We start from the raw sequence: 21118 nt of genomic DNA, 5'->3' as shown, positions 1-21118 counted from the left end.
ATTGTCCTTGAAAGATAGAGTGCGGCTGATGCCATAAACGATCGGTTAAGTGCAGAATAGCGGATAATTTGAAGGTAAAGGTAGTTTCGGTAAAGCACCCAAACCACCTTTATAAAGTAAGAATCATTGTATAGAGCGGGTTGCTAGCAACCGTCGAAAAGTAACGAACGAGATGTCATTGGCTTGACAGTATCAGCTAATACGCCATTATTAAGAGGCTTTAGTCGGCTTAAATGACTGGGCACTTTCACATTAAGCTATGACTTAAGTTTAAAGACTAAAGATCGTCATCATCCCAGTCATCGCCATCTTCATCGAAATTGTCTATATCGTCTAGATCATCCTTTAGCTCTTTAGCCAAACGCTTTTCTTCTAGCAGATTATCGATTAGTCGACGCTTCTCAAGACTGCTTAAGCGCGTACGCACGCTCGTCTCGGCCTCTTCCACCATCTTTGCATCATCATCGTCGACAAAATCATCATCAAAATCATCGTCAATATCAGCGTCACTCATGACAAACTCCTATCATTTTTAGCAAGGGTATTAAGAATACATTAATATATATATGCCTTATAAAGTCTCTACTTCATGTTGTCAATGCTTTTTATTATTACCGCCCTATTTTTAGGCGATATAAAGATAAAGATAAAGATAATATCGCAGACAATTGTATATTAATCAGCGAAGATAAGTAGCATTAAATAGCCGACTCATCTGCGCTTTCAATCATCAATACCGCATTACGCACATCCGCTAAGCGTTGGATCATCGAATCATTGCCACCATCAAACACGGCACATTCACGCTCATAAACCGTTGTTGGGCGCATGATACTCTGTACCTGTACATGGTGGCTGATTTGCTTGAGACCTGCATTGGGTAACAAAATCAGCATTTGCTCTTTTTTGCCAACACTGTGTAATAATTGCGTCATTGCTTGCGCCTGCGCATCATCGCTGACACCTGCTTTAGCGGGTAGCGCAAAGCGGCTTAGCTCAATGTGCTTGTCATGGATGATTTTATTGAGCATCAAATACAGCTTGCCAAGCATCACGCCTGCTAACGCCACTTTGGCATGGCTATTGTCCGCCTTTAACAACACACTAGCACCCGTGTCATCGAAACGTGGCTCATTCATCGCGCTGACACCTAATAATAAAGGCTGCTTAAGCAACTCAGTCACTGCTTGGTTCAATAGCTGCGTACATAATGCTAAATAAGGTAAACGCTGAGCCGGCGCAAGACGCTCAAGCATATTGAACTCGTCATGAAATACAATCTGCACTCTCACACTATCAAATGAGCGGGTGGCAGACAACCGAGAGGCGCTGCCAGATTTATGAGCGCTGCTTATATCAGTTTGAGCACCATCTGCTGCGTCATGCTCTGTCCGCTCTTCAGTTGTATCATTGATAGGCTGATTATTAGAACCTGTCGCGTCTTGATTTTGTTGCGTTCTTAAATACTGATTTACTTCACTATGCACATCCAATTTGCGTGCACTGGTTGGCTGCCCATCCGTTGCACTCTCTACAGAATACTCCGAAGTTTCTCTATCAGAATCCGTGGTACGACGTTCAAGCTCACGATCATAATTGCGCTGATCGATTTGCATATACTGCTCACGATGCAAATCTTGAATATCACGGCTAAGCGCATTGATCTGCTCTTTGGTCGGACGGGCAAGATAACCATAAACCAGCCAAAGCAACAAATGCAGCAGCATCGTACCGATGACGAATGGCCATTGCATAGCGATAATCTCGCCTTTGCTAATATCTTTTAACGTCAACGACACACTGCCAATTACCGAATCGCCATTGGTGGCAATCTGACGAATGGTATCACCTTGCTGCATGGGCGCATTGCCAACAGGCACCAAGATATCGTCGTTATTGTCTTTAATCAATATGCGTGTCACGTCTTGCTCGCTGGTATAGCGATTGGCAATGACGCTTAAGCTGACACGGTCTTTATTTTCTAAAGACAACCTTGCTTCATCAATCAGCTGGGCGACCATTTGCTCGCCTTTTAACGCACGACTTTTGCTCAGTTGTTGATCGGTGCTGATGACCAATAACAACGTCTGTAAACAAAAACTAACCAGAAGAATAATGGCAAACAACCCTTGCCGCGGCGCTAAATACGTCATGATATGGTAAACTTTTTTGGAGAAGAGAAATTAAAAAACAAGGCTATCGCTCATTTTTTGGCGAATTTAAAAAAACTGTACAGTACGTATCTTAATAAGCATTTATTGAATGTCAGCACCATGCTGTGACATGTCTGTTGTTGCCTAAAATAAGACTGACAACAAGATTTCGTTACTTAAAAACTGCTGTCTAAAATGCTATAACTCAGGATAATCTACTGCACATTTGGTAAGCGGCGAATGAAAGCATTGTCGTGAATATTATCATGAATACAATCCGCTTATCTTATCTACTATATCACCATAATAAGTCTTATAGCGTTAGCAGATTTATAAATTTATCATAATAATTACATTCAATTTCAAATGATTTTTCAACGATCGCTACCATCTTTAATCGACGGTGATACTTTGCGCGTCATCTATAGGCGCTGCCGAGTAAAGCTGCTATTATTCCCAATCTTATATGAGCATACAAGGGACCATTGAGCCATGCCACACAATACATCTTACTCGTTACCAAAAGACAGCAAAGCATGGCAACAAGCCGTCGACTCTATTGCGTCACTGTTACCAGATAACACGAACTTACAAGATTTTGATGCGCTACAGTCCCTGCCTGTTTTTGCGCTTATCGTCGTGCTACCAACCAAAGTATCGACGCTTGATATTCATCAGTATGTGCAATCATGGGTGGATGAACAGCCAAGCTGGCATTTGGTCACCGTCGCTGAAGATACTGATGCCAGTTTTGTCAATATCACCGTCTCTGATACAGAGCCAACGGCAGCAAACGCACAGCGCTTACCCTTTACCCAAGCACAAGTATTTCGCTATTTGTTGGTTCCAGTCACTGACACCCTCATGCATCCTGGCAAAAAGACCGCAGCAGCTCACATCATTGATGATCAGCTAACCACGCGCTTGCATCATGACTTGACTGAAGAATATAACAACACCCGTCGTGCGGGCAGTGCAGATAATCTAAACGTCGTCGATTGTCATATATTATCTGTCGGTCATATGCTGCGTACCCACAAGCTTGCCTGCTTTGATATGGACTCGACCTTGATCGAACAAGAAGTCATCGTAGAGCTGGCAAAAACTGCTGGCATTGGTGCAGAAGTCGAAGCCATTACTGAAGCTGCAATGCGCGGTGAAATTGACTTTGATGAATCTTTTGCCCAGCGTGTGGCATTATTAAAAGGCATCTCTACCGATGTGCTTGATGATATTTGCAGCCGCTTGACGTTATCGGTCGGTGCGCGGACCACCATCAGTGCGTTAAAAGCACTGGGCTATCATACGGTATTGGTATCAGGTGGTTTTACCTACTTTGCCCGCTATATCGCTGAGCAATTGGGCATTGATGAGGTTCATGCCAACGCGCTAGACATCGAAGAAGGTGAAGTCACCGGTCATGTGCAACTACCCATCGTTAATGGTGCCAAAAAAGCCTCTATCGTCGAACATACTGCTGAACGTTTAGGCATCGAGATGTCACAAGTGGTCTGCATCGGCGATGGTGCCAATGATTTACCGATGATGTCCATTGCAGATTTAGGCATCGCTTATCATGCCAAACCCATTGTCCAAGCACGCGCTGATGCCGCGATTAATGTCACGGGGCTTGAAGGCACACTTTATGCCTTAGGTTATCCAGCATTCGCACCTGCTGAGTAATCGCTAAATACTTTAGATTATCAAATAAGCTGGGTTGATGCCTTTATCATTAATCCAGCTTTTATACGTTAGCACACTTTTCAGGTGCTCTAGTATGTTTAGTAGTACCAACCTCTGATACTTATTTTTAGATAACACTTACTTTTAGATAATGAAGGATTGTTCATGACGGCATCACCATCACCACGGCAAAATGAGCCGTCAGCGCCACAACCACTGGATAAGAGCAGCACTGCCTCCTCCTCCAATAGTTCAAAGCAACTATTCGGGGTTTATATCAGAGGAATGGCCATGGGCGCAGCGGATATCGTACCAGGTGTCTCTGGCGGTACCATTGCGCTGATTGCAGGTATTTATGAGCGCTTGATTAATTCGCTTAGTAGCATCGGCCCCAATCTCTGGCAGATATTTCGACAGGAAGGCGGGATCAAAGGTTTGGTTGCGGTATGGCGACAAGTTGATGCGACTTTTTTATTATTTTTGTTATTGGGAATCGCCACCAGTTTTGCTACTTTAGCCGGTATCATTAAGCACCTACTGGACAACCAGCCCTTATTTATTTGGTCATTCTTTTTTGGACTGGTTATCGCAACGGTATTTATCTTATTAAGTGAAATTAAGCGCTGGAATATAGGGCGCGTGGCATTGTTTGCTGCCGGACTAATTGCCGCTGTGGTAATCAGTAGTATGCCACTACTCACGGCAACGCCAAGCCTGCCGTATTTATTTTTTGCAGGGGCGGTTGCTATTTGCGCCATGATATTGCCCGGTATATCAGGGTCTTTTATATTATTATTATTAGGTGCTTATGACACCGTATTGGAGGCCGTACATACCCTTAATTTTACGGTAATCTTCACGGTCATTGCGGGCATGGCAACGGGATTGTTATTATTTACTCGCGCACTTAAATGGCTATTATCGCGCTACTATCAAGCAACGTTAGCACTACTGACAGGTTTTATTGCAGGCTCTCTGGTAAAGGTATGGCCATGGAAAGTCGATGCCGTAGGCACGCTTAATAGTGACGCGATAAACAACGTGATGCCATGGCAGTATCCTACCGGTCCACATTGGCTAACCACTGTAGGATTGATGCTACTAGGCGCGATTTTGGTATCATTGTTATCTTGGTGGGGCACTCGTACCAATCGCGCTTAACCCTACCTCATCCCTGCATCAGGCTGTTTTTAAAACCAGAAAACTCTCTCTACTCTTAACAATAAGCGCCCAACCTTGCGGCGCTTAAGCTCAAATTCTGCCATACAAAACCATCAAAACGTGCTAAAAAACCAAACGTCAACGGTTGTCGCAAAGTCGCCTGTGCCCTCTTTAGCTTTGTTGCTCAAACTTTCATAATGACCTCATTGGAATTCACCTTATGAATAGCGAGATGAATAATGTTACTGACTATATTTGCGGTTATTGGTATAGAAACGTGGAGCACGGCAGCACTGCTTGGTTATAGCTTGCTAGCAGGCTTGATTTTGGTGCTTGCCTTATCCTCACAGCGCTGGCTGCTGTGGTATCTATTTGGTGGTATGGCATATTGGCTGGCGGTTGAGGGAATACAGAGTATTTTGGCGGGTCGTCCTATGCTATCAGAGCTGTCAGAGTTGCACAGCTATATCATCGCCATGGGCATCAGTTGGTTGCCTTTAGCAGGCTGGGTACTGTATCGGGCGTTACGTTACGAGGATGTCAGTCAATCGGTTCAGCAGCAGCGTAAATTGGAAGCGGCACGCTATATCGAGCATACACCTGTTTATGATGATGACGACTACCAACCGCGCTTCCACTGATAGAGTCGCGCCTATATCAATCAGATACGCTGTCCGGCTACCTCATTCACTATTTGCGGTACTTGCCTTCCTGATGCCTAACCTGTATCTAAATTATTTTTATCCGACTGTATCTCACCCAAAAAGTACGATTAGCCGCGTCAAAATCGCTTAATCTAGCATAGGTATTGCTAGCATTCATTTTCGCTGCTACTCTCATTTTTATAAATGATATCAACTTGTTTCAACTAAGGTAACGTCATTGAATGTTACAAGATACTTAACGCTCTCTACGTAACTCCTAAAGAATAGCAACCTCTCCATCGTTTATAATCTAGTTATATATTTGTCGCAAAAATTGTTATAAAGTACGCATTATTTTGCGTCTCATTTTTTAGGAGTTCGATTATGTTTACTGTTCCTGTATTAGATATTAAATCTGATCCGTTAGATGTGCTGTTGGCTGTGATTGGCTATCGTTTGTCCATGCTTGCTGATAGTGATAACGAAGATGTGAAAGCGTTATTTGCTGATCGTAATGTTACGATTGAGCTTGCCAGCGCCGAAGCGGATATCGCCCGTTATTTTGTCTTTGATAATGGACATTTCAGCCAATACAGTGGCCATGCTAAAAAAGCAGACCTCACCATCAACTTCAAGGATTCGATGACGGGCGTTAAGCTTTTGACCAAAGGAAATCTACCTGCCTTTATGACTGCCGTGCAAGAAGGCAACCTCAGCATTGAAGGTGACTATAGTCTCATGATGTGGTTCAATAAGCTTGCTAAGCATATCGTGCCCGCCATTCCAGAGGAATACAAACCGTACGTCCAAAAAGCCAAACCTTATGCTTATAAAGCTCAGCAATTTGCCAATCATTGGATTGGGGTTGCTAAGCACAAACTTGGCAAATAATGACGTAAATCTAGCGACGTAAATAAAGAAAACAGATAACGACTATTTATATCTCAGTTACTTTACTCTTTAGCAGTGTTCTGATTTTCTAAAAAGGTTGCGGTATACTATATCGCAGCCTTTTTTATTATCTAAAACCTTATGGCTTTATACATAACTACTTTAAACCCTACTCTCTTAAAAACGATTGTTTCAAAAACTATTATAAAAGGAATTATATGATGGCAGGATTACTTAACATCTCAGAGCCTAATGCCAGTAGCCCCACTGACACGTTCAATAATCAAAATAACAGCCACAACGGCTTGAACAATGACTTTTTAAACAACTTAACAACGGATGCCACCAAAGCCAATCAACCAATTGCCCGTAAGCATAACCGCGAAGAAATCGCCGAACTGTTTGACCTGCCTTTGATGGATTTGTTATTGCAAGCACAAACGATACATCGAGCACACTTCACTGCCAATGAAGTACAAATCAGTACTTTGTTATCGATCAAAACAGGTAACTGCCCCGAAGATTGCGGCTACTGCTCGCAATCAGGTCATCATCGCGATACCACCAAACTACAAGCAGAGAAGCGCATAGAAGTCGATAAAGTCATTGCCGCTGCCAAACGTGCCAAAGCCAGTGGCTCGTCACGGTTCTGTATGGGTGCGGCATGGAAACATCCAAGCGCCAAAGACATGCCCTATGTGGTTGAGCTGATCAAAGAAGTCAAGGCCTTGGGACTTGAGACCTGTATGACCCTTGGTATGCTAGATACCAATCAAGCAACGCAACTGGCGGATGCTGGACTGGATTATTACAATCATAACCTAGATACCTCGCGCAGCTATTATGAGCAAGTCGTCAGCACGCGTAGCTATGATGAGCGCTTAGATACGATAGATAACGTGCGCAACTCAGGCATCAATGTCTGTAGCGGCAATATCGTCGGCATGGGTGAAAGCCGTGACGACCGTATCGATTGGGTACATGAGCTGCTAAAAATGCCCAAAGCGCCAGAGTCAATTCCGGTCAACTTGCTTGTGCCCATTAAAGGCACACCAATTGGCGACAAAGTCTTGGCAGAAGGTCAACTGTCAGTGATTGAGTGGATTCGTACTATTGCCGTAGCACGTATTTGCTGCCCGACCAGCTATGTGCGTCTGTCTGCTGGCCGCGAAAGCCTATCCGACTCTGAGCAAGCCTTGGCCTTTATGGCAGGTGCCAACTCATTCTTTTATGGCGATAAACTGCTGACTACTGGCAATGCAAGCCAATCAGGCGATGACAGACTCATGCGTGAGCTTGGCTTAACAAAGCAATTTGCCGCACCAAGAGCACCCAAAGTATTGCCTGTGATGGATGCGATGAGTGGTCATCAATCGCAAGTGGTAATGGCAGAGTAGCGTTTTTTATCGCTACCATTATTGGATAATCTGCGCTAAGCTTGCCGACATTATTGATGATAAAATATTAAATCGTAAGAGAGAATGTGATGGCAGATTATTTTAATTGGATTAAAGCGGCGCATATTATATCGATGGTCTGCTGGTTTGCTGCGATATTTTATTTGCCACGCTTGTTTGTCTATCATGCGATGAGTGACGACAGCATCAGCCACGAACGCTTTGCTATTATGGAGCGTAAGCTCTATCGCGGTATTATGACGCCATCGATGATAGCAACATGGGTCTTTGGTCTATGGATGTTGGGGCTAGGCTGGGATGTATATAAGACCCAAGGCTGGTTACACGTCAAGCTCTTATTAGTGGTATTACTCTCTGGCTATCACGGTGCTTGTGGATTTTATCGTAAAAAGCTGATAGATAATCCACATTATAAGACGCATAAATTCTGGCGTTGGTTTAACGAAGTACCAGTGTTTGCTTTGGTCATTATCGTCATCTTAGTAGTGGTCAAGCCCTTCTAAAATTCAGTAAACATGCTAATAACTGATTTTTAGATCTGAACACCTCTAAACTAAAAGCGTCCGTTACTCATTAAAGTAACGGACGCTTTTTTTAGGACATAATGAAGATGAAACCTTAAACACTAGGGCGCATGATTTGATAGACATTACTCAAATCATAAACACGGTAACGCGCAGGTTCGCGGCGGTTTTCGCCCGCATAGCTGAGGATCAGTGCTTGCTTTGCGCGCTCATCAACCCAGCCGACAAACAGTCCACTATGCTCGACGCCATTGTAGCCATGGTTGATATAATAGAGCCAATCCCCGACTTCAATCTCGCCACTATTGGCATACGGGCCTTGACCATAAGTACCTTTATGAATAGTATCGCGTGTCACCCCGGCGCGTTTAAACACGGCATTCAGATAGTCCCAGCAGCCACCTTGAATAATCGCGCGCTCGTTCAGCGCCATCTTGCGTGCTGTACTAACCACTTCACGGGCGGCCAGACTGCTTTGCATCTCCGCACTGCTTAGTAACGGTAAATACTCGCTATCGACATTATCATAATTACCCGATAAAAATGCAGGGAGTACCGCAGGTGCTTGACGCGCTACTTCAGGATAACGATAGGATGTCTGAGTCGCTGGTGGAATACTGGAAGTATTTGAGCGATAAGTTGCTGCACGTTGAATGGTGGAACGAGTGCTGACTTTGGCAGAGGGCACGGAAGAGTATGATGGTGTATAGCGTGTACTGAAATCAGGTTGCACAGATTTTTGGGCGATCAGCGCACTCATACTATCTGCATGGGCTTGACCTACTAGGCCAACGGTAAACAATAAAAGACTGCACGACGCTGTAACCGACGACGACATAGACACAGGCAAACGCGACATGACCAACTCCTTGTCAATAAAATATAAATGACAACATAAACTATAATAATAGGACTTTCTAATCTTACTTATAAACCATTTAGACATGACGCTGCAAGCATTATTCGGCTCAAATGACCGATAAAAGGTATAAAAATACAGACTAATGGTTAGGATAAGAGGAACACGTAGAAGAACGATAGAGAGCTGGTGCTAAATAAAAAGGAAGTGAAATAAGCAGTGTTTAGATTAAATACTGCGTAGATAAAATATTACTTAGATAAAGTCACTTAGGATTTCATAGCTCAATCCAGTAGGTGATTGGCTAAGAAATAAGTTAATCGTTACTCATTTTGATATTCACATGCCGCTTGCCCAATGCTTGACCCTGCAAAATAGCTTTGGCAGCGGTTGCCTCTTGGATACTATCAAAGCCGCTAATATGGTATTTGCGTATATCATCACAATCAACAATCTGTAACTGCTCACCAATAAGCATGATTTTATCACCGTCGGTCAACTGAATATGCTCACGCTTACCTTGATTGTCATGCACCAGCTCACCAGCACGCAGCCATAAGATGCCGCTACTGATAGCGCCAGCCATGGCTTTTTTCTGTTGTTGGCGTTTTCGGTTAAACATAAAACTACCAATAATCAGTAGCGCCAATGCGCCTATAGCCAAGCGTTCAGGCAGCAGACTCATTGCCAAAGCAACCGCCACCGCGCCGATAAGTAATGCAGACCCAAACCAAAACATGCCATCATCAGTCGTTTTTGGCTGATCTTGTAGCGTGATTTTGGCACCATTGTCGGTCAGCTTGAGCATGCATGACTACCTGTTACAGAGTAATGAGAGAATAAAACTTTAATGAAAATACGATGAGCAAGCACTCATCAATAGGACTACCAACCCAAGGCTGTTTTTTGCATGGCAATCAGCTCAGCGATGCCTTTTTCGGCAAGAATCAGCATATCGTCGGCTTGAGCACGGGTAAATGGCTTTTCTTCTGCCGTTCCTTGTAGCTCAATAAATTCGCCTTTTTGAGTCATAACCACATTCAAATCGGTATCACAGCTGGCATCTTCTTCGTAGTTTAGATCTAGATACGCTTTGCCATCTTTCATACCAACAGAGACTGCAGCGACCAAACCAATCAGTGGATCTGCCTTGAGTTTTTTGCTTTTTTGGATACTCTCTAATGCATCGATAAGCGCAATAGCCGCCCCAGTTACACTAGCAGTACGTGTACCACCATCGGCTTGCAAGACATCACAATCAAGATAAATGGTATTTTCACCCAGCTTACTCAAGTCAATCATCGCCCGTAAGCTACGACCAATCAAACGCTGGATTTCTTGGGTGCGGCCTGATTGTTTACCGCGTGCCGCTTCACGTTGGTTACGGGTATTGGTCGCGCGTGGCAACATGCCATACTCAGCAGTGATCCAGCCTTTGCCTTTACCTTTGAGCCAACGCGGAACACCAGATTCAACACTAGCAGTACACAATACTTTGGTATCGCCAAAGCTGACTAATACTGACCCTTCGGCATGCTTAGTATAATGGCGCTCAAAGCTGATCGAGCGAAGTTGGTCAAGCTCACGATTGTCAATACGCATAAAAATCCCTAGTACGATGTTATAAAAGCAATGTCATAAAAATAATAAATATAGTGTTAGCTGGCCACTTGCGTTTTAGTTAGCGCTGTCTTTATATAATCAAGTAAAAGACAAAGACCACTGAATGCCTGAGCCAAGCCAAATATTAAGATATCCTAACGTGGCAGCGGCGCAATAGCAAGATTCGCTCAAGCTATTGCGCCGCTACTTTAGCAAGTCATGGGCTTAACAAAGAAATAGCGCCAACTTTATTCTAACCCTTCCATCTTACGCAATTCTTTACGCAGGATTTTACCCACGTTTGATTTTGGTAATTCATCAACGAACTGTATGTGGCGCGGACGCTTGTAGCCAGTCAGTTGCTTTTTGCCAAAATCTAGCAACTCTTGCTCGGTCACATCGCCTTTTTTGACCACAAACAACTTTGGCTCTTCGCCGCGGTCATCGTTTGGAATACCGATAGCGCCGCATTCTGCCACAGCAGGGTGCTCACTCATGGCTTCTTCGATTTCGTTTGGATAAACATTAAAACCAGAAACCAAAATCATGTCTTTTTTGCGATCAACGATTTTGATAAAACCTTTTTCGTCCATGATACCGATATCACCAGTTTTTAAGAAGCCATTGGCGGTAAAAGTTTCAGCCGTTTCTTCTGGACGATTTTGATAACCTATCATCACTTGCGGGCCTTTCACGCAGATCTCACCGCGATCACCCAATGTGACTTCATTTTCATCATCATCGATCAGTATTATATCGGTGCTAGAAGCAGGAATACCAATTTTACCTGTGAATTCAGCAATGGTCATCGGGTTAAAAGCAGCCACTGGTGAGGTTTCTGATAAACCATAGCCTTCAACGATAGGCAAGCCAGTGATTTTATGCCATTCTTTTGCGACACTAGGTAAGACGGACATACCGCCACCGATAGAGGCTTTTAGGTTAGAGAAATCTAAGTCTGCAAAGCCATCTTTATGTACCAGACCGTTAAACAAGGTATTCACCGCAGGGATAAAGGCGGGTTTGTATTTGGCCATCTCTTTAATCAGACCATCAAGATCACGAGGGTTCGGGATAAGCAAGCCAGCATAACCTCGGTACATACCATACATACCGCAGACCATAAATGAGAATACATGATATAGCGGTAGTGCAGTCAGGATGACATCGTTGGCATCAACGTCATCATCAAATGCGCTGTCCATCAGTGCACTAATCTGTAGCATATTAGCAACTAAGTTACCGTGAGACAGCATCGCGCCTTTGGCAACCCCTGTCGTACCGCCAGTATATTGCAATAATGCCACGTCGCTTAAATTCAAATCAGGACGCTTATATTTGCTGGCTGATACCGCATTTAAAGCGTGCTTGAAACTCACACTGTTTGGCAGGCTATAAGCAGGAATCATTTTTTTAATGTGACGCGCAACCAGGTTAACGACGGCTCCCTTCACTGTCCCTAGCATATCGCCAATCTTACAAACGATGACATGCTCAACCTGACCTTTGTCTTCTGCTTCTTGATAGGTCTTCGCAAAGTTTTCTACGATGAATAGAGCTTTGGTGCCACTGTCATGCAGCTGATGCGATAACTCTCGGCTGGTATATAAAGGGTTGACGTTGACCAGTACCATGCCTGCACGGATAATCCCCAAGGCGACCACGGGATACTGCAAAAGATTGGGCATCATCACCCCAACTTTATCGCCCTTTACCAAGCCTAATGACTGTAAGTAACTGGCAATCTGGCGACTATATATATCTAGTTGCTTATAGCTAATTGAAGCACCCATGCAGATATAAGCAGTTTTTTTCCCATAAAGGCTAAAATTACGCTCAAACACATCAAGTAAAGAGGTATTGTCATCAGGCATATCGATAGTCGCGGCAATGCCGTAACGCTCATAAGTGTTCAACCATGGATTATCACTAGATATCGTTGGCATAGTAGGAAATATGCTGTCTTTATTATTTATTGCAGCATTATCGTTTGTGGTCTCTTTATTGATACTGTCGGTCATAATTTTCCCTAAATGTTACCGTTAAAAACGTAGAATAATCTAATGAAAACACCATTATTTTTTGTGATTGATCAATGACAGCATAAGCTTGTGAATAAAAAACGTGGTAACAAAAAAAGGTTTGTCATTCACAAGCTTTGTCAATCAAAGCGCAACGTTAAGTCCTTAATAAATAGCATAATAACTCAGCATAGCCGAATTAAAAACTACTTTCGCTCTGATGGTTTTATCAGACATATAGAGCAAAACTGACGTCATCTCGTCGAAAAATATAAAAATATGTCGGTGAGCACTATAGCAGTTTTGCTAAAAATTCTCTATCTCTACTGACTCGGTCATCGGGACAAAAAAAGCAATAAATACAAAAAATGATAAGGCAGCATACCAGCAACCTTACCATTTTTGGATCACGACACCCGGTACTACGACAACCACTATCACGACAACTTTAGTATCCTGACCGCTTTTTGTAGCTTCAGTTTGTAGCTTCAGTATCGTGATGACTTTACGAGTGCCTAACCGTGACAGACACTCATAAAAATGCTCTGGCGCTAAAGATTGGCTGATTAACCGTGGTTCTTTTCTTCCAGCACGCGCAAATCTTTATGTAAAATTTTACCGACGTTTGACTTTGGCAACTCAGCGATGAACTCAACATAACGAGGACGCTTATAACCGGTTAAATTTTCTTTGCTATAAGCAAGCACGTCTTCTTTAGTCAAACTGTCATCACTACGCACGACATAAATCTTCGGCACTTCGCCGCTCTTTTCATCATCGATACCAATGACGCCACATTCTAAAATCTTTGGATGACCTGACATCACATCTTCGACTTCGTTCGGATAAACGTTGAAGCCTGATACCAGAATCATATTCTTTTTGCGATCAACGATTTTAAAGTAGCCTTCTTCATCCATCACGCCGATATCACCAGTACGGAAATAACCATCATCGGTCATGACCTCAGCGGTAGCATCGTCACGCTTCCAATAGCCTTTCATAACCTGCGGACCACGAACACAAATCTCGCCACGCTCACCTAGTGCTACTTCATTGCCTTCTTCATCCAAAATAGCCATGTCAGTAGCTGGCATTGGTAGACCAATATTACCGGAAAATTCGCCCGTACCATGTGGATTGGCGGACGCAACGGGAGACGTCTCTGACAAGCCATAACCCTGTACGATAATATTGCCTGTTATTTTTTGCCACTGCGTCGCGGTATCTTTTAATACCGCCATACCACCGCCCATCGACATCTCAAGCTTGCTATGATCTAAGGCTTTAAATGCATCACTATTTGCCAACGCATTAAACAGCGTATTAACTGCTGGGAAAAACGCTGGTGGGTAGTCTTTATAAGCTTTGATTAAGCTTGCACCATCACGCGGATTCGGCACGAGCAGCCCAATACAGCCACGATATAAACCATACATACCACAAACGGTAAATGAGAAAATATGGTACAGCGGCAAGGCAGTCATGATAACCGGCTGCTCATTCATTTTTTCAAACTTATCAAAAGCATCACCAAGGTAAGTATCACACTGAATCAAGTTAGCGACTAGATTGCCATGGGTAAGCATCGCGCCTTTTGCCACACCCGTTGTACCGCCGGTATACTGAAGTACCGCCACATCATCAAGCCCAATATTTTCAGGACGCTTATATTTTTTGGCAGAAAAGCGATTTAGTGCTGTTTTGAAGTTGGTGCTGGTTTTAAGGTTATAGTCAGGTACAAGCTTCTTCACGTGACGCACGACCATATTAACAATAAAGCCTTTTAATGGACTCATCAAATCACCCATCGACGTCACGACAACATGGTCAACCAAGTCTTTACCAATGTCTTCATACGTTTTGGCGAAGTTCTCTAAAATAAATAACGCCTTAGTGTCAGAGTCTGTTAGTTGATGCTCAAGCTCTTTTGAGGTATAAAGTGGATTAACATTAACCAAGGTCATGCCAGCACGCAGCACACCCAATACCGCAACGGGTAGCTGCAAAATATTTGGCATCATGACGCCGACTTTATCGCCCTTTTTTAGACCAAGTGATTGCAAGTAGGCAGCAATTTGTTTGCTATAACGGTCCAATTCTTCATAAGAAAGTTTGACATCCATACAGACAAACGCTGTTTTGCCAGCATGATTGATAAAATTCTGCTCAAGTATGTCAATTAACGAGGTATTGGCAGCTGGCATATCAATGTCGTACTTTATACCAAGCTTTTCGTAAGTTTTAACCCATACTTTATCGTTACGACGAATTAGGTTACCGTGATTTTCCATAATCTTTTCTCTCCTAGTAATAGTACGCTACCGTCAACCCATGCGAATCACAGTGTGATAAAAATACCAAAACTCAGAGCGCAGACTTGTCATCATAATGGCAAGCGCGTCTGTGAGGCAATGATATGGTGATGAGCAAACAATATAGCGGTAAATAACCCTCTGTTCATTAACATACACACTTTATACAGACTACTCAATATAAAAGATTGCTACTTGAGTTCGCAAACTGTCTTGACGGGCAACAATTTCATAGCTATCAAAATCTTAACAGCTATAATCAGTAGTTTTTCAGTGATTTACTAGCGAATATTAATTCATCAATTCTTGTTGTATAAAAGCTATGAGCCAAAGCGCAAGCAACACGCACGTCCAGCACGTCACGATCTGTCGTCTATTCTGACTTATGCCTTTTTAATTTTGCCAATATCCTTTACGATAGCGCTATCCTATTTGTACGCTTGCACCAATTATTTATACCTATTAAAACTGATAAGTGAATCCTATTTTATGTCCGATGTTATTGATCCTACCATTGCCCCAATCATTCCTAATGAGCCGATGGATACTCGCTCAGTTGCGGAGTTCACTGAGCAGGCCTATCTCAATTATGCCATGTACGTCATCATGGATCGGGCGCTGCCAAATATTGCCGACGGTCTAAAACCTGTACAACGCCGCATCGTCTACGCCATGAGCGAGCTTGGGCTAAAGTCGACTGCCAAGGCCAAAAAGTCTGCGCGTACGGTCGGTGATGTGTTGGGTAAATACCATCCACATGGCGATAGCGCATGTTACGAAGCGATGGTATTAATGGCACAGCCATTCAGCTATCGCTATCCGCTTATTACTGGTCAAGGTAACTGGGGTAGCCCTGATGATCCTAAATCCTTTGCCGCCATGCGTTATACCGAAGCCAAAATGTCTGCTTATGCCAATACTTTGCTCGCAGAGTTAGGTCAAGGCACAGTCGATTGGCAAGATAACTTTGATGGTACGATGCAGGAACCAACGACCCTACCTGCCCGCCTCCCTAATATTTTATTAAACGGTACGACTGGTATCGCAGTCGGTATGGCAACGGATATCCCGCCACATAACCTCAACGAAGTGGTACGCGCAGCAATTCGCTTGCTTAAAAATCCAGAGCTATCGGTTAAGCAATTAACCCAATCAATACCAGCGCCAGATTTGCCAACGCCTGCTGAAATCATTACCAGTAAAAAAGACTTGCAGGCGATGTACGAGACTGGACGCGGCAGCTATAAGATGCGCGCGACTTTTCATATTGACCCCAAAGAGAAAAATTTAGTCATTATCGATGCGCTGCCTTACCAAGTCTCAGGCAATAAAATTCAAGAGCAAATCGCCAAGCTCATGACTGACAAAAAGCTGCCTTGGATTACCGACATTCACGATGAATCAGACCACGAAAACGCTTGCCGTATCGTGCTTGAGCTGCGCTCAACGCGAGTCGATGTTGAACGTGTCATGAGTCATTTGTTTGCCAGCACTGATCTAGAAAGCAATTACCGTGTCAATATGAATATGATTGGGCTGAACGGTAAACCGCAGGTCAAAAACCTAAAAGAAATATTAGAAGAGTGGCTCGTCTGTCGCCGCTCAGTGGTCACGCGCCGCTTGCAATATCGCCTTGATAAAATCGATAAGCGCTTGCACATCCTCGCAGGTTTGCTGATTGCTTATCTTAATATTGATGAAGTCATTCGCATCATTCGTGAAGAAGACGATCCAAAATTATCGTTGATGCAGGATTATGATCTGACTGACATTCAAGCCAATGCTATTTTGGACATTCGTCTGCGTCAGCTAGCAAAGCTCGAAGAGATTGAGCTGCGCCGTGAGCAAGACGAACTAGCTGCCGAACGCGCCATTATTCAAGAGTATTTGGACAATCCAGACAGTCTGACCAATTTGATGATCGATGAGCTCACCGCTGATATGAAAGAACACGGCAACGAGCGCGTATCACCACTGGCAGAACGTGAAGAAGCGCAAGCATTAAAAGAGTCTGACCTCGTACCGAGCGAGCCTATCACTGCCATCCTATCAAAGGCAGGTTGGATTCGTGCTGCCAAAGGTCATGACGTCGATGCTGCTGGTATGAGCTATCGCTCAGGTGACAGCTATCAAGCGCACGTGCGCGGTAAGTCCAATGAAAAAATCTACGTGCTCGACAGTACCGGACGCAGCTATAGTATCGATGCGCACAACCTTGCCTCGGCACGTGGTCAAGGTGATCCATTGACCAGCGTATTAAAGCCGCCAGCAGGTGCCAGCTTTGAACAGTTATTAACGGGTGATAACGATCAGCGCATCATCCTCGCTAGCTCCGCAGGTTATGGTTTTATCAATACGCTTGGCAATCTCGATAGCAATCAAAAAGCGGGGAAAAACATCATCAACTTAGCCGCTGATAGTCACTTACTCCCTGTTGCACGTATCGATTCACCTGTAAATGTGACAGCCAATACTGAAGGTGAGAATAGCAGCACACGCGTGGCACCTGACCATGTCGCTGTTGTGACCAATGCGGGATATTTACTGATATTCGCGCTTGCTGATTTGCCTGAACAGGCTCGCGGTAAAGGTAATAAACTAATTAAATTGAAAGAGAATGAAGAAGTGCTCGCTATCACACCACTCAATCAGCAAGACAGCCTTGTCATTACTGCTGGCAAACGTCATGTGACGCTAAAGCCCAATGATTTGGCCAACTACACAGGCACTCGTGGTAATCGTGGTGGGCAGTTGCCACGAGGCTTTCAGAATGTGACAAGTGTTGAGGTTGGCTGATTTGGGTTTCTTAATTTTGAGTAAGCTGGGTTAAAAACCTAGCTACCACCCATGAAAAAGCCGTCTATACAGTGTGTATAGACGGCTTTTTCATGGGTGGTAGCTGGCCATGCTGAATATTAAGACAAGAAACTATTGTGACGAACGAATACTCTCAATTTAAATCTTGTTAATCTGCTCATCTGCAAAAACCGCCTTCAAAAAGCTGGCAATTTGAGAGTTTTTCATGAGATAGGGATTGAAGTCAGAACCTGCTGAAAAGCTTTTTAATGCATATTCTTCATCTTCAATACTTGACGTTAAATACTTGATCAAAAATCCATCCCACCGACGCACTACTATTTCCTCTACCCCAATAACATTGGGTAATATATCCAAATATTCACTAACTATTTTCGCCAAAGCATGGTTGACAGCCGGTCTTGAGCCTTGAACATTCTGAATGAAATAGTTCTCGTTAAATACAAGGGCTGAACTTATACCGCTTTCTTCGAAATATCTTCGCCAGTGCTCAAGAGCACGCGTCAATTCCATTCCTGAATTTACTTCGGTTTTTTTGGCGATATACGTTAGACTAATGAGAATATGCTCGCCGCTTCTATTCCTCGTTTCTGGTTCAAAATCTGTAGCTGCTTGCATAATCAATCCAATTAACAACGATATGTTTTAACTTAAGATAGCACTTAAAAAACAATCTATTCAACGATATTTTTCATATTTTTCTATCTCTCTGTAATCTCTAATAATAATTGGCTAGAACTTAAATAATACTCACATTCAGCCTCTATTTAACCTCGAAATAGAAATAAACCTGATACATAGATCAAGCGTTAAGAGTGCAGATTAGTGATGTCAGTCATAATATTATGAAACTGCTTACCAAATAATCCACTAAAAGTAACGAAGGCTGGCGATTACTGGCACGTTAATTTGATGTTGAGTTAACCTTTCTCTCTTCAAATAGTGCCTTTATCAAACTTGTGATCTGCGTTTGTCTCATCAAATAAGGATTGAATTCAGTACCTGCCAAAAAACTTTTGAGTGTATTTTCCGTGTCTTGGTCGTTTGACGTTAGATACTTGATTAAAAAGCCATTCCATCTACGACTCTCTATTTCCTTCACCTCAACAACATGAAGTAAAATACGCGGGTACTCCTTAGTCAATTTGGCTAGAACTTCATTAATGATCAATCTTGAACCTTCAAGATTTTGAATAAAATAAGTATCATTAATCGCAAGTGCTGAAGTGACATCCGTTTCTTTGTTGCTTACTCGCCATTTTTCAAGCGTACGAATCAACTCGATACCGTCATCTTTTCCTTTGTTATTACCGATATACGTTAAGCTTATAAGCGCATTTTCACCGTCTTTGTTGGTCATTGAAATACAGTTTGTTTTATTCTGCATAAAGATTCCGATAAATAAAATTTGTTTTAACTAAAAATATTACTTAGAAAATATCTGCCCAAAGCTTTTCACAATTAGTCATTAAAAATCTGACTTATTCAACCACCAAAAAAGCACTTTTCAGAGTTGATTACTTTGAAATCAGCTTAATTGGTTTTTATCAAATGCATTCTCTTCAAAGACCAAAGTTATGAAGTGTGCAATTTGGGTCTGACTCATTAAATAAGGATTGAAATCAGCCCCTACTGACAAACTCTTAAGCATATTCTCATCGTCTTGGGCGTTTAAGGTTAAATATTTGATCAAGAATCCTTTCCATCGACGTGAATCTAATTCTCCAACATCTATCACCTGAAGTGCAAGGTGTGGACGCTCATTAATCACTCTTGCCAAAAACTCATTGATATCATATCTTGAGCCTTCGAGATTTTGAATAAAATAATCATCATTAATGACAAGCGCTGAGGTTATGTTACTGTTCTCGTTATTTCTTTTCGCTTTTTCAAAAGTACGAGCCAAAAATATTCCTGAATTTTCTTTGCTGTTTTTACCAATGTACGTCAGATTAACAAGAATGGATTCGCCGTCTTTATTCCTCTCTTCAGGCGTGCCACTACTCTTTTCTATGAGGTAATCAATAATTTTATACATAAAAATTCCAATTAATAAAAAATTTTTTCATTAATATACTATTTTAAATGAACTTTACTCAATAATGATTTTTGGTATTTTGCTATTCATTTTGTAATCGCTACCTATTGATAGGTGAAAATATGACTTTAATTTAACCCCAAAATAGGAATAACTAAATCCTCTTCATCGGTCAAATGCTGTGAGAGTAACACACTCACGTTGACTAAGGTCTGATGCAGTTGTTCAGTGAGTGCTTTGTCTTCAACGTCACTTTTCGCTAAGTGACCATTTAACGCTTGCAGCTCATTCAATAACGCATCCAAGTGCACATGATCACGATCTAGTATTTCGAAACCTGCTTTTAGCTGAGGATACATACGAATGAAGGTTGGGAAGTAGGCTTGATCTTCAATATTGTGATGGTGATGCAGTTTAAGAATATACTGATTAATCCGTGGTAAGGTTTGAGTACGGTACGCTGACCATTCCAAATTATTCATTCGATAAGCGCCACTAATTTCAATCAGAATACGCTGACGTTGGCGTATGTCAGCATGTATATTAAGCCAGCCTGAGGTCTTATAGACATAATCGGCTTTGAACCAATCAGTAGGTGGCAACTGGTCATACAAAAATAGCCAATCCGTCTCAAGTCGACTGTCAGGATGACGCGGCGATAGACCAGACGCACCATTTGGTAGGTCTTGAGAGGTCACATTGTGATTAGAAGCAGCCATGGTGTTGTCCTTATAATTCATTTGCGCTCAGGCGATTTTTCCGCTTTCATACCACCATCTATGAGTATAGTTTACTGAAAAGTATAAAATTGAAATCGGTAAAAAGTTATTGATTAGCGAAACTAAAATATATAAGCTAATTATTTAGGTTATATATAGCTTTTCGCTGAAAAATCAACTTTTTATTTATCCATTTTATAATCACAAGAAATAATAACCAAAACTCAATTATTGTGTTACACAAAACCGCCAAAATCCTATCATTTTTAGCTT

General features: G+C 42.6%; 18 protein-coding genes. 7 read left to right on the top strand and 11 right to left on the bottom strand.

Going from position 1 to position 21118, the window contains the following annotated elements; genetic code table 11:
• Positions 1–277: 277 nt before the first annotated feature.
• Positions 278–514 carry a PA3496 family putative envelope integrity protein gene (locus tag JFC10_RS05865; protein WP_045443968.1) on the bottom strand — a complete coding sequence of 79 codons (237 nt, stop codon included), beginning with the start codon at positions 512–514 and terminating at the stop codon, positions 278–280.
• A gap of 184 nt (positions 515–698) precedes the next feature.
• Positions 699–2153, bottom strand: coding sequence for a hypothetical protein (locus JFC10_RS05860; protein WP_198332085.1), 1455 nt, complete (start codon positions 2151–2153; stop codon positions 699–701).
• Positions 2154–2645: 492 nt separating this feature from the next.
• Here JFC10_RS05860 and serB point away from each other — a divergent pair, with 492 nt between their 5' ends.
• From serB to hemJ, 6 genes are all read left to right on the top strand, one after another.
• Entirely contained in the window at positions 2646–3836 is a 1191-nt protein-coding gene (gene serB, locus JFC10_RS05855; RefSeq protein WP_198332084.1) for a phosphoserine phosphatase SerB, read from the top strand.
• A gap of 165 nt (positions 3837–4001) precedes the next feature.
• On the top strand, positions 4002–4997 hold the full coding sequence (locus tag JFC10_RS05850; protein WP_198332083.1) for a DUF368 domain-containing protein: 996 nt from the start codon (positions 4002–4004) through the stop codon (positions 4995–4997).
• 239 nt (positions 4998–5236) lie between these two features.
• Positions 5237–5638, top strand: a complete 402-nt coding sequence (gene aciT / locus JFC10_RS05845; protein WP_193013420.1) for an AciT family ciprofloxacin tolerance protein — start codon at positions 5237–5239, stop codon at positions 5636–5638.
• A gap of 387 nt (positions 5639–6025) precedes the next feature.
• Entirely contained in the window at positions 6026–6532 is a 507-nt protein-coding gene (locus tag JFC10_RS05840; protein ID WP_193013421.1) for an SCP2 sterol-binding domain-containing protein, read from the top strand.
• 221 nt (positions 6533–6753) lie between these two features.
• On the top strand, positions 6754–7929 hold the full coding sequence (bioB, locus tag JFC10_RS05835; protein WP_198332175.1) for a biotin synthase BioB: 1176 nt from the start codon (positions 6754–6756) through the stop codon (positions 7927–7929).
• An 89-nt stretch (positions 7930–8018) separates the two neighbouring features.
• The gene (gene hemJ / locus JFC10_RS05830; protein ID WP_102090486.1) at positions 8019–8453 is read left to right on the top strand and encodes a protoporphyrinogen oxidase HemJ; all 435 of its coding nucleotides are present in this window, start codon (positions 8019–8021) and stop codon (positions 8451–8453) included.
• A 115-nt stretch (positions 8454–8568) separates the two neighbouring features.
• On the opposite strand, the gene JFC10_RS05825 is transcribed toward hemJ, so the two are convergent.
• The 5 genes from JFC10_RS05825 to JFC10_RS05805 all read right to left on the bottom strand — a co-directional run bounded on the left by JFC10_RS05825 (position 8569) and on the right by JFC10_RS05805 (position 15250).
• On the bottom strand, positions 8569–9333 hold the full coding sequence (locus tag JFC10_RS05825; RefSeq protein WP_198332082.1) for a hypothetical protein: 765 nt from the start codon (positions 9331–9333) through the stop codon (positions 8569–8571).
• A gap of 316 nt (positions 9334–9649) precedes the next feature.
• Positions 9650–10141, bottom strand: a complete 492-nt coding sequence (locus JFC10_RS05820) for a hypothetical protein (protein ID WP_198332081.1) — start codon at positions 10139–10141, stop codon at positions 9650–9652.
• A 77-nt stretch (positions 10142–10218) separates the two neighbouring features.
• The gene (rph, locus tag JFC10_RS05815) at positions 10219–10935 is read right to left on the bottom strand and encodes a ribonuclease PH (protein WP_045443953.1); all 717 of its coding nucleotides are present in this window, start codon (positions 10933–10935) and stop codon (positions 10219–10221) included.
• Between the two features lie 248 nt (positions 10936–11183).
• Complete coding sequence (locus tag JFC10_RS05810) at positions 11184–12956, bottom strand: AMP-binding protein (protein WP_198332080.1); 1773 nt, start codon at positions 12954–12956, stop codon at positions 11184–11186.
• Positions 12957–13522: 566 nt separating this feature from the next.
• Positions 13523–15250 carry an AMP-binding protein gene (locus JFC10_RS05805; RefSeq protein WP_198332079.1) on the bottom strand — a complete coding sequence of 576 codons (1728 nt, stop codon included), beginning with the start codon at positions 15248–15250 and terminating at the stop codon, positions 13523–13525.
• 510 nt (positions 15251–15760) lie between these two features.
• Between JFC10_RS05805 and parC the strand changes: the two genes are divergently transcribed.
• A complete protein-coding gene (parC, locus tag JFC10_RS05800) occupies positions 15761–18067 on the top strand; it encodes a DNA topoisomerase IV subunit A (RefSeq protein ID WP_198332078.1) in 2307 nt (768 codons plus the stop codon).
• Between the two features lie 159 nt (positions 18068–18226).
• Here the strand turns inward: parC and JFC10_RS05795 are convergent, their stop codons facing one another.
• The 4 genes from JFC10_RS05795 to JFC10_RS05780 form a co-directional block, all read right to left on the bottom strand.
• A complete protein-coding gene (locus tag JFC10_RS05795; RefSeq protein ID WP_198332077.1) occupies positions 18227–18706 on the bottom strand; it encodes a BLUF domain-containing protein in 480 nt (159 codons plus the stop codon).
• Between the two features lie 286 nt (positions 18707–18992).
• Positions 18993–19475: a BLUF domain-containing protein gene (locus JFC10_RS05790; protein ID WP_198332076.1), complete on the bottom strand. Its 483-nt coding sequence runs from the start codon at positions 19473–19475 to the stop codon at positions 18993–18995.
• A 141-nt stretch (positions 19476–19616) separates the two neighbouring features.
• Positions 19617–20126, bottom strand: coding sequence for a BLUF domain-containing protein (locus JFC10_RS05785; RefSeq protein ID WP_198332075.1), 510 nt, complete (start codon positions 20124–20126; stop codon positions 19617–19619).
• A gap of 128 nt (positions 20127–20254) precedes the next feature.
• Complete coding sequence (locus JFC10_RS05780) at positions 20255–20845, bottom strand: hemerythrin domain-containing protein (protein WP_198332074.1); 591 nt, start codon at positions 20843–20845, stop codon at positions 20255–20257.
• Positions 20846–21118 lie beyond the last annotated feature (273 nt).

Source organism: Psychrobacter aquimaris (assembly GCF_016107525.1).
Taxonomy (GTDB): Bacteria; Pseudomonadota; Gammaproteobacteria; order Pseudomonadales; family Moraxellaceae; genus Psychrobacter; species Psychrobacter aquimaris.
The sequence above is the reverse complement of the archived record's forward strand: the minus strand, read 5'-3'. Positions and strand labels throughout refer to the sequence as shown.

Excerpts from the sequence above, each read along its gene's own strand:
- JFC10_RS05865 (WP_045443968.1), bottom strand. The coding sequence starts at position 514 with ATGAGTGACGCTGATATTGACGATGATTTTGATGATGATTTTGTCGAC.
- JFC10_RS05860 (WP_198332085.1), bottom strand. The coding sequence starts at position 2,153 with ATGACGTATTTAGCGCCGCGGCAAGGGTTGTTTGCCATTATTCTTCTG.
- serB (WP_198332084.1), top strand. The coding sequence starts at position 2,646 with ATGCCACACAATACATCTTACTCGTTACCAAAAGACAGCAAAGCATGG.
- JFC10_RS05850 (WP_198332083.1), top strand. The coding sequence starts at position 4,002 with ATGACGGCATCACCATCACCACGGCAAAATGAGCCGTCAGCGCCACAA.
- aciT (WP_193013420.1), top strand. The coding sequence starts at position 5,237 with ATGTTACTGACTATATTTGCGGTTATTGGTATAGAAACGTGGAGCACG.
- JFC10_RS05840 (WP_193013421.1), top strand. The coding sequence starts at position 6,026 with ATGTTTACTGTTCCTGTATTAGATATTAAATCTGATCCGTTAGATGTG.
- bioB (WP_198332175.1), top strand. The coding sequence starts at position 6,754 with ATGGCAGGATTACTTAACATCTCAGAGCCTAATGCCAGTAGCCCCACT.
- hemJ (WP_102090486.1), top strand. The coding sequence starts at position 8,019 with ATGGCAGATTATTTTAATTGGATTAAAGCGGCGCATATTATATCGATG.
- JFC10_RS05825 (WP_198332082.1), bottom strand. The coding sequence starts at position 9,333 with ATGTCGCGTTTGCCTGTGTCTATGTCGTCGTCGGTTACAGCGTCGTGC.
- JFC10_RS05820 (WP_198332081.1), bottom strand. The coding sequence starts at position 10,141 with ATGCTCAAGCTGACCGACAATGGTGCCAAAATCACGCTACAAGATCAG.
- rph (WP_045443953.1), bottom strand. The coding sequence starts at position 10,935 with ATGCGTATTGACAATCGTGAGCTTGACCAACTTCGCTCGATCAGCTTT.
- JFC10_RS05810 (WP_198332080.1), bottom strand. The coding sequence starts at position 12,956 with ATGACCGACAGTATCAATAAAGAGACCACAAACGATAATGCTGCAATA.
- JFC10_RS05805 (WP_198332079.1), bottom strand. The coding sequence starts at position 15,250 with ATGGAAAATCACGGTAACCTAATTCGTCGTAACGATAAAGTATGGGTT.
- parC (WP_198332078.1), top strand. The coding sequence starts at position 15,761 with ATGTCCGATGTTATTGATCCTACCATTGCCCCAATCATTCCTAATGAG.
- JFC10_RS05795 (WP_198332077.1), bottom strand. The coding sequence starts at position 18,706 with ATGCAAGCAGCTACAGATTTTGAACCAGAAACGAGGAATAGAAGCGGC.
- JFC10_RS05790 (WP_198332076.1), bottom strand. The coding sequence starts at position 19,475 with ATGCAGAATAAAACAAACTGTATTTCAATGACCAACAAAGACGGTGAA.
- JFC10_RS05785 (WP_198332075.1), bottom strand. The coding sequence starts at position 20,126 with ATGTATAAAATTATTGATTACCTCATAGAAAAGAGTAGTGGCACGCCT.
- JFC10_RS05780 (WP_198332074.1), bottom strand. The coding sequence starts at position 20,845 with ATGGCTGCTTCTAATCACAATGTGACCTCTCAAGACCTACCAAATGGT.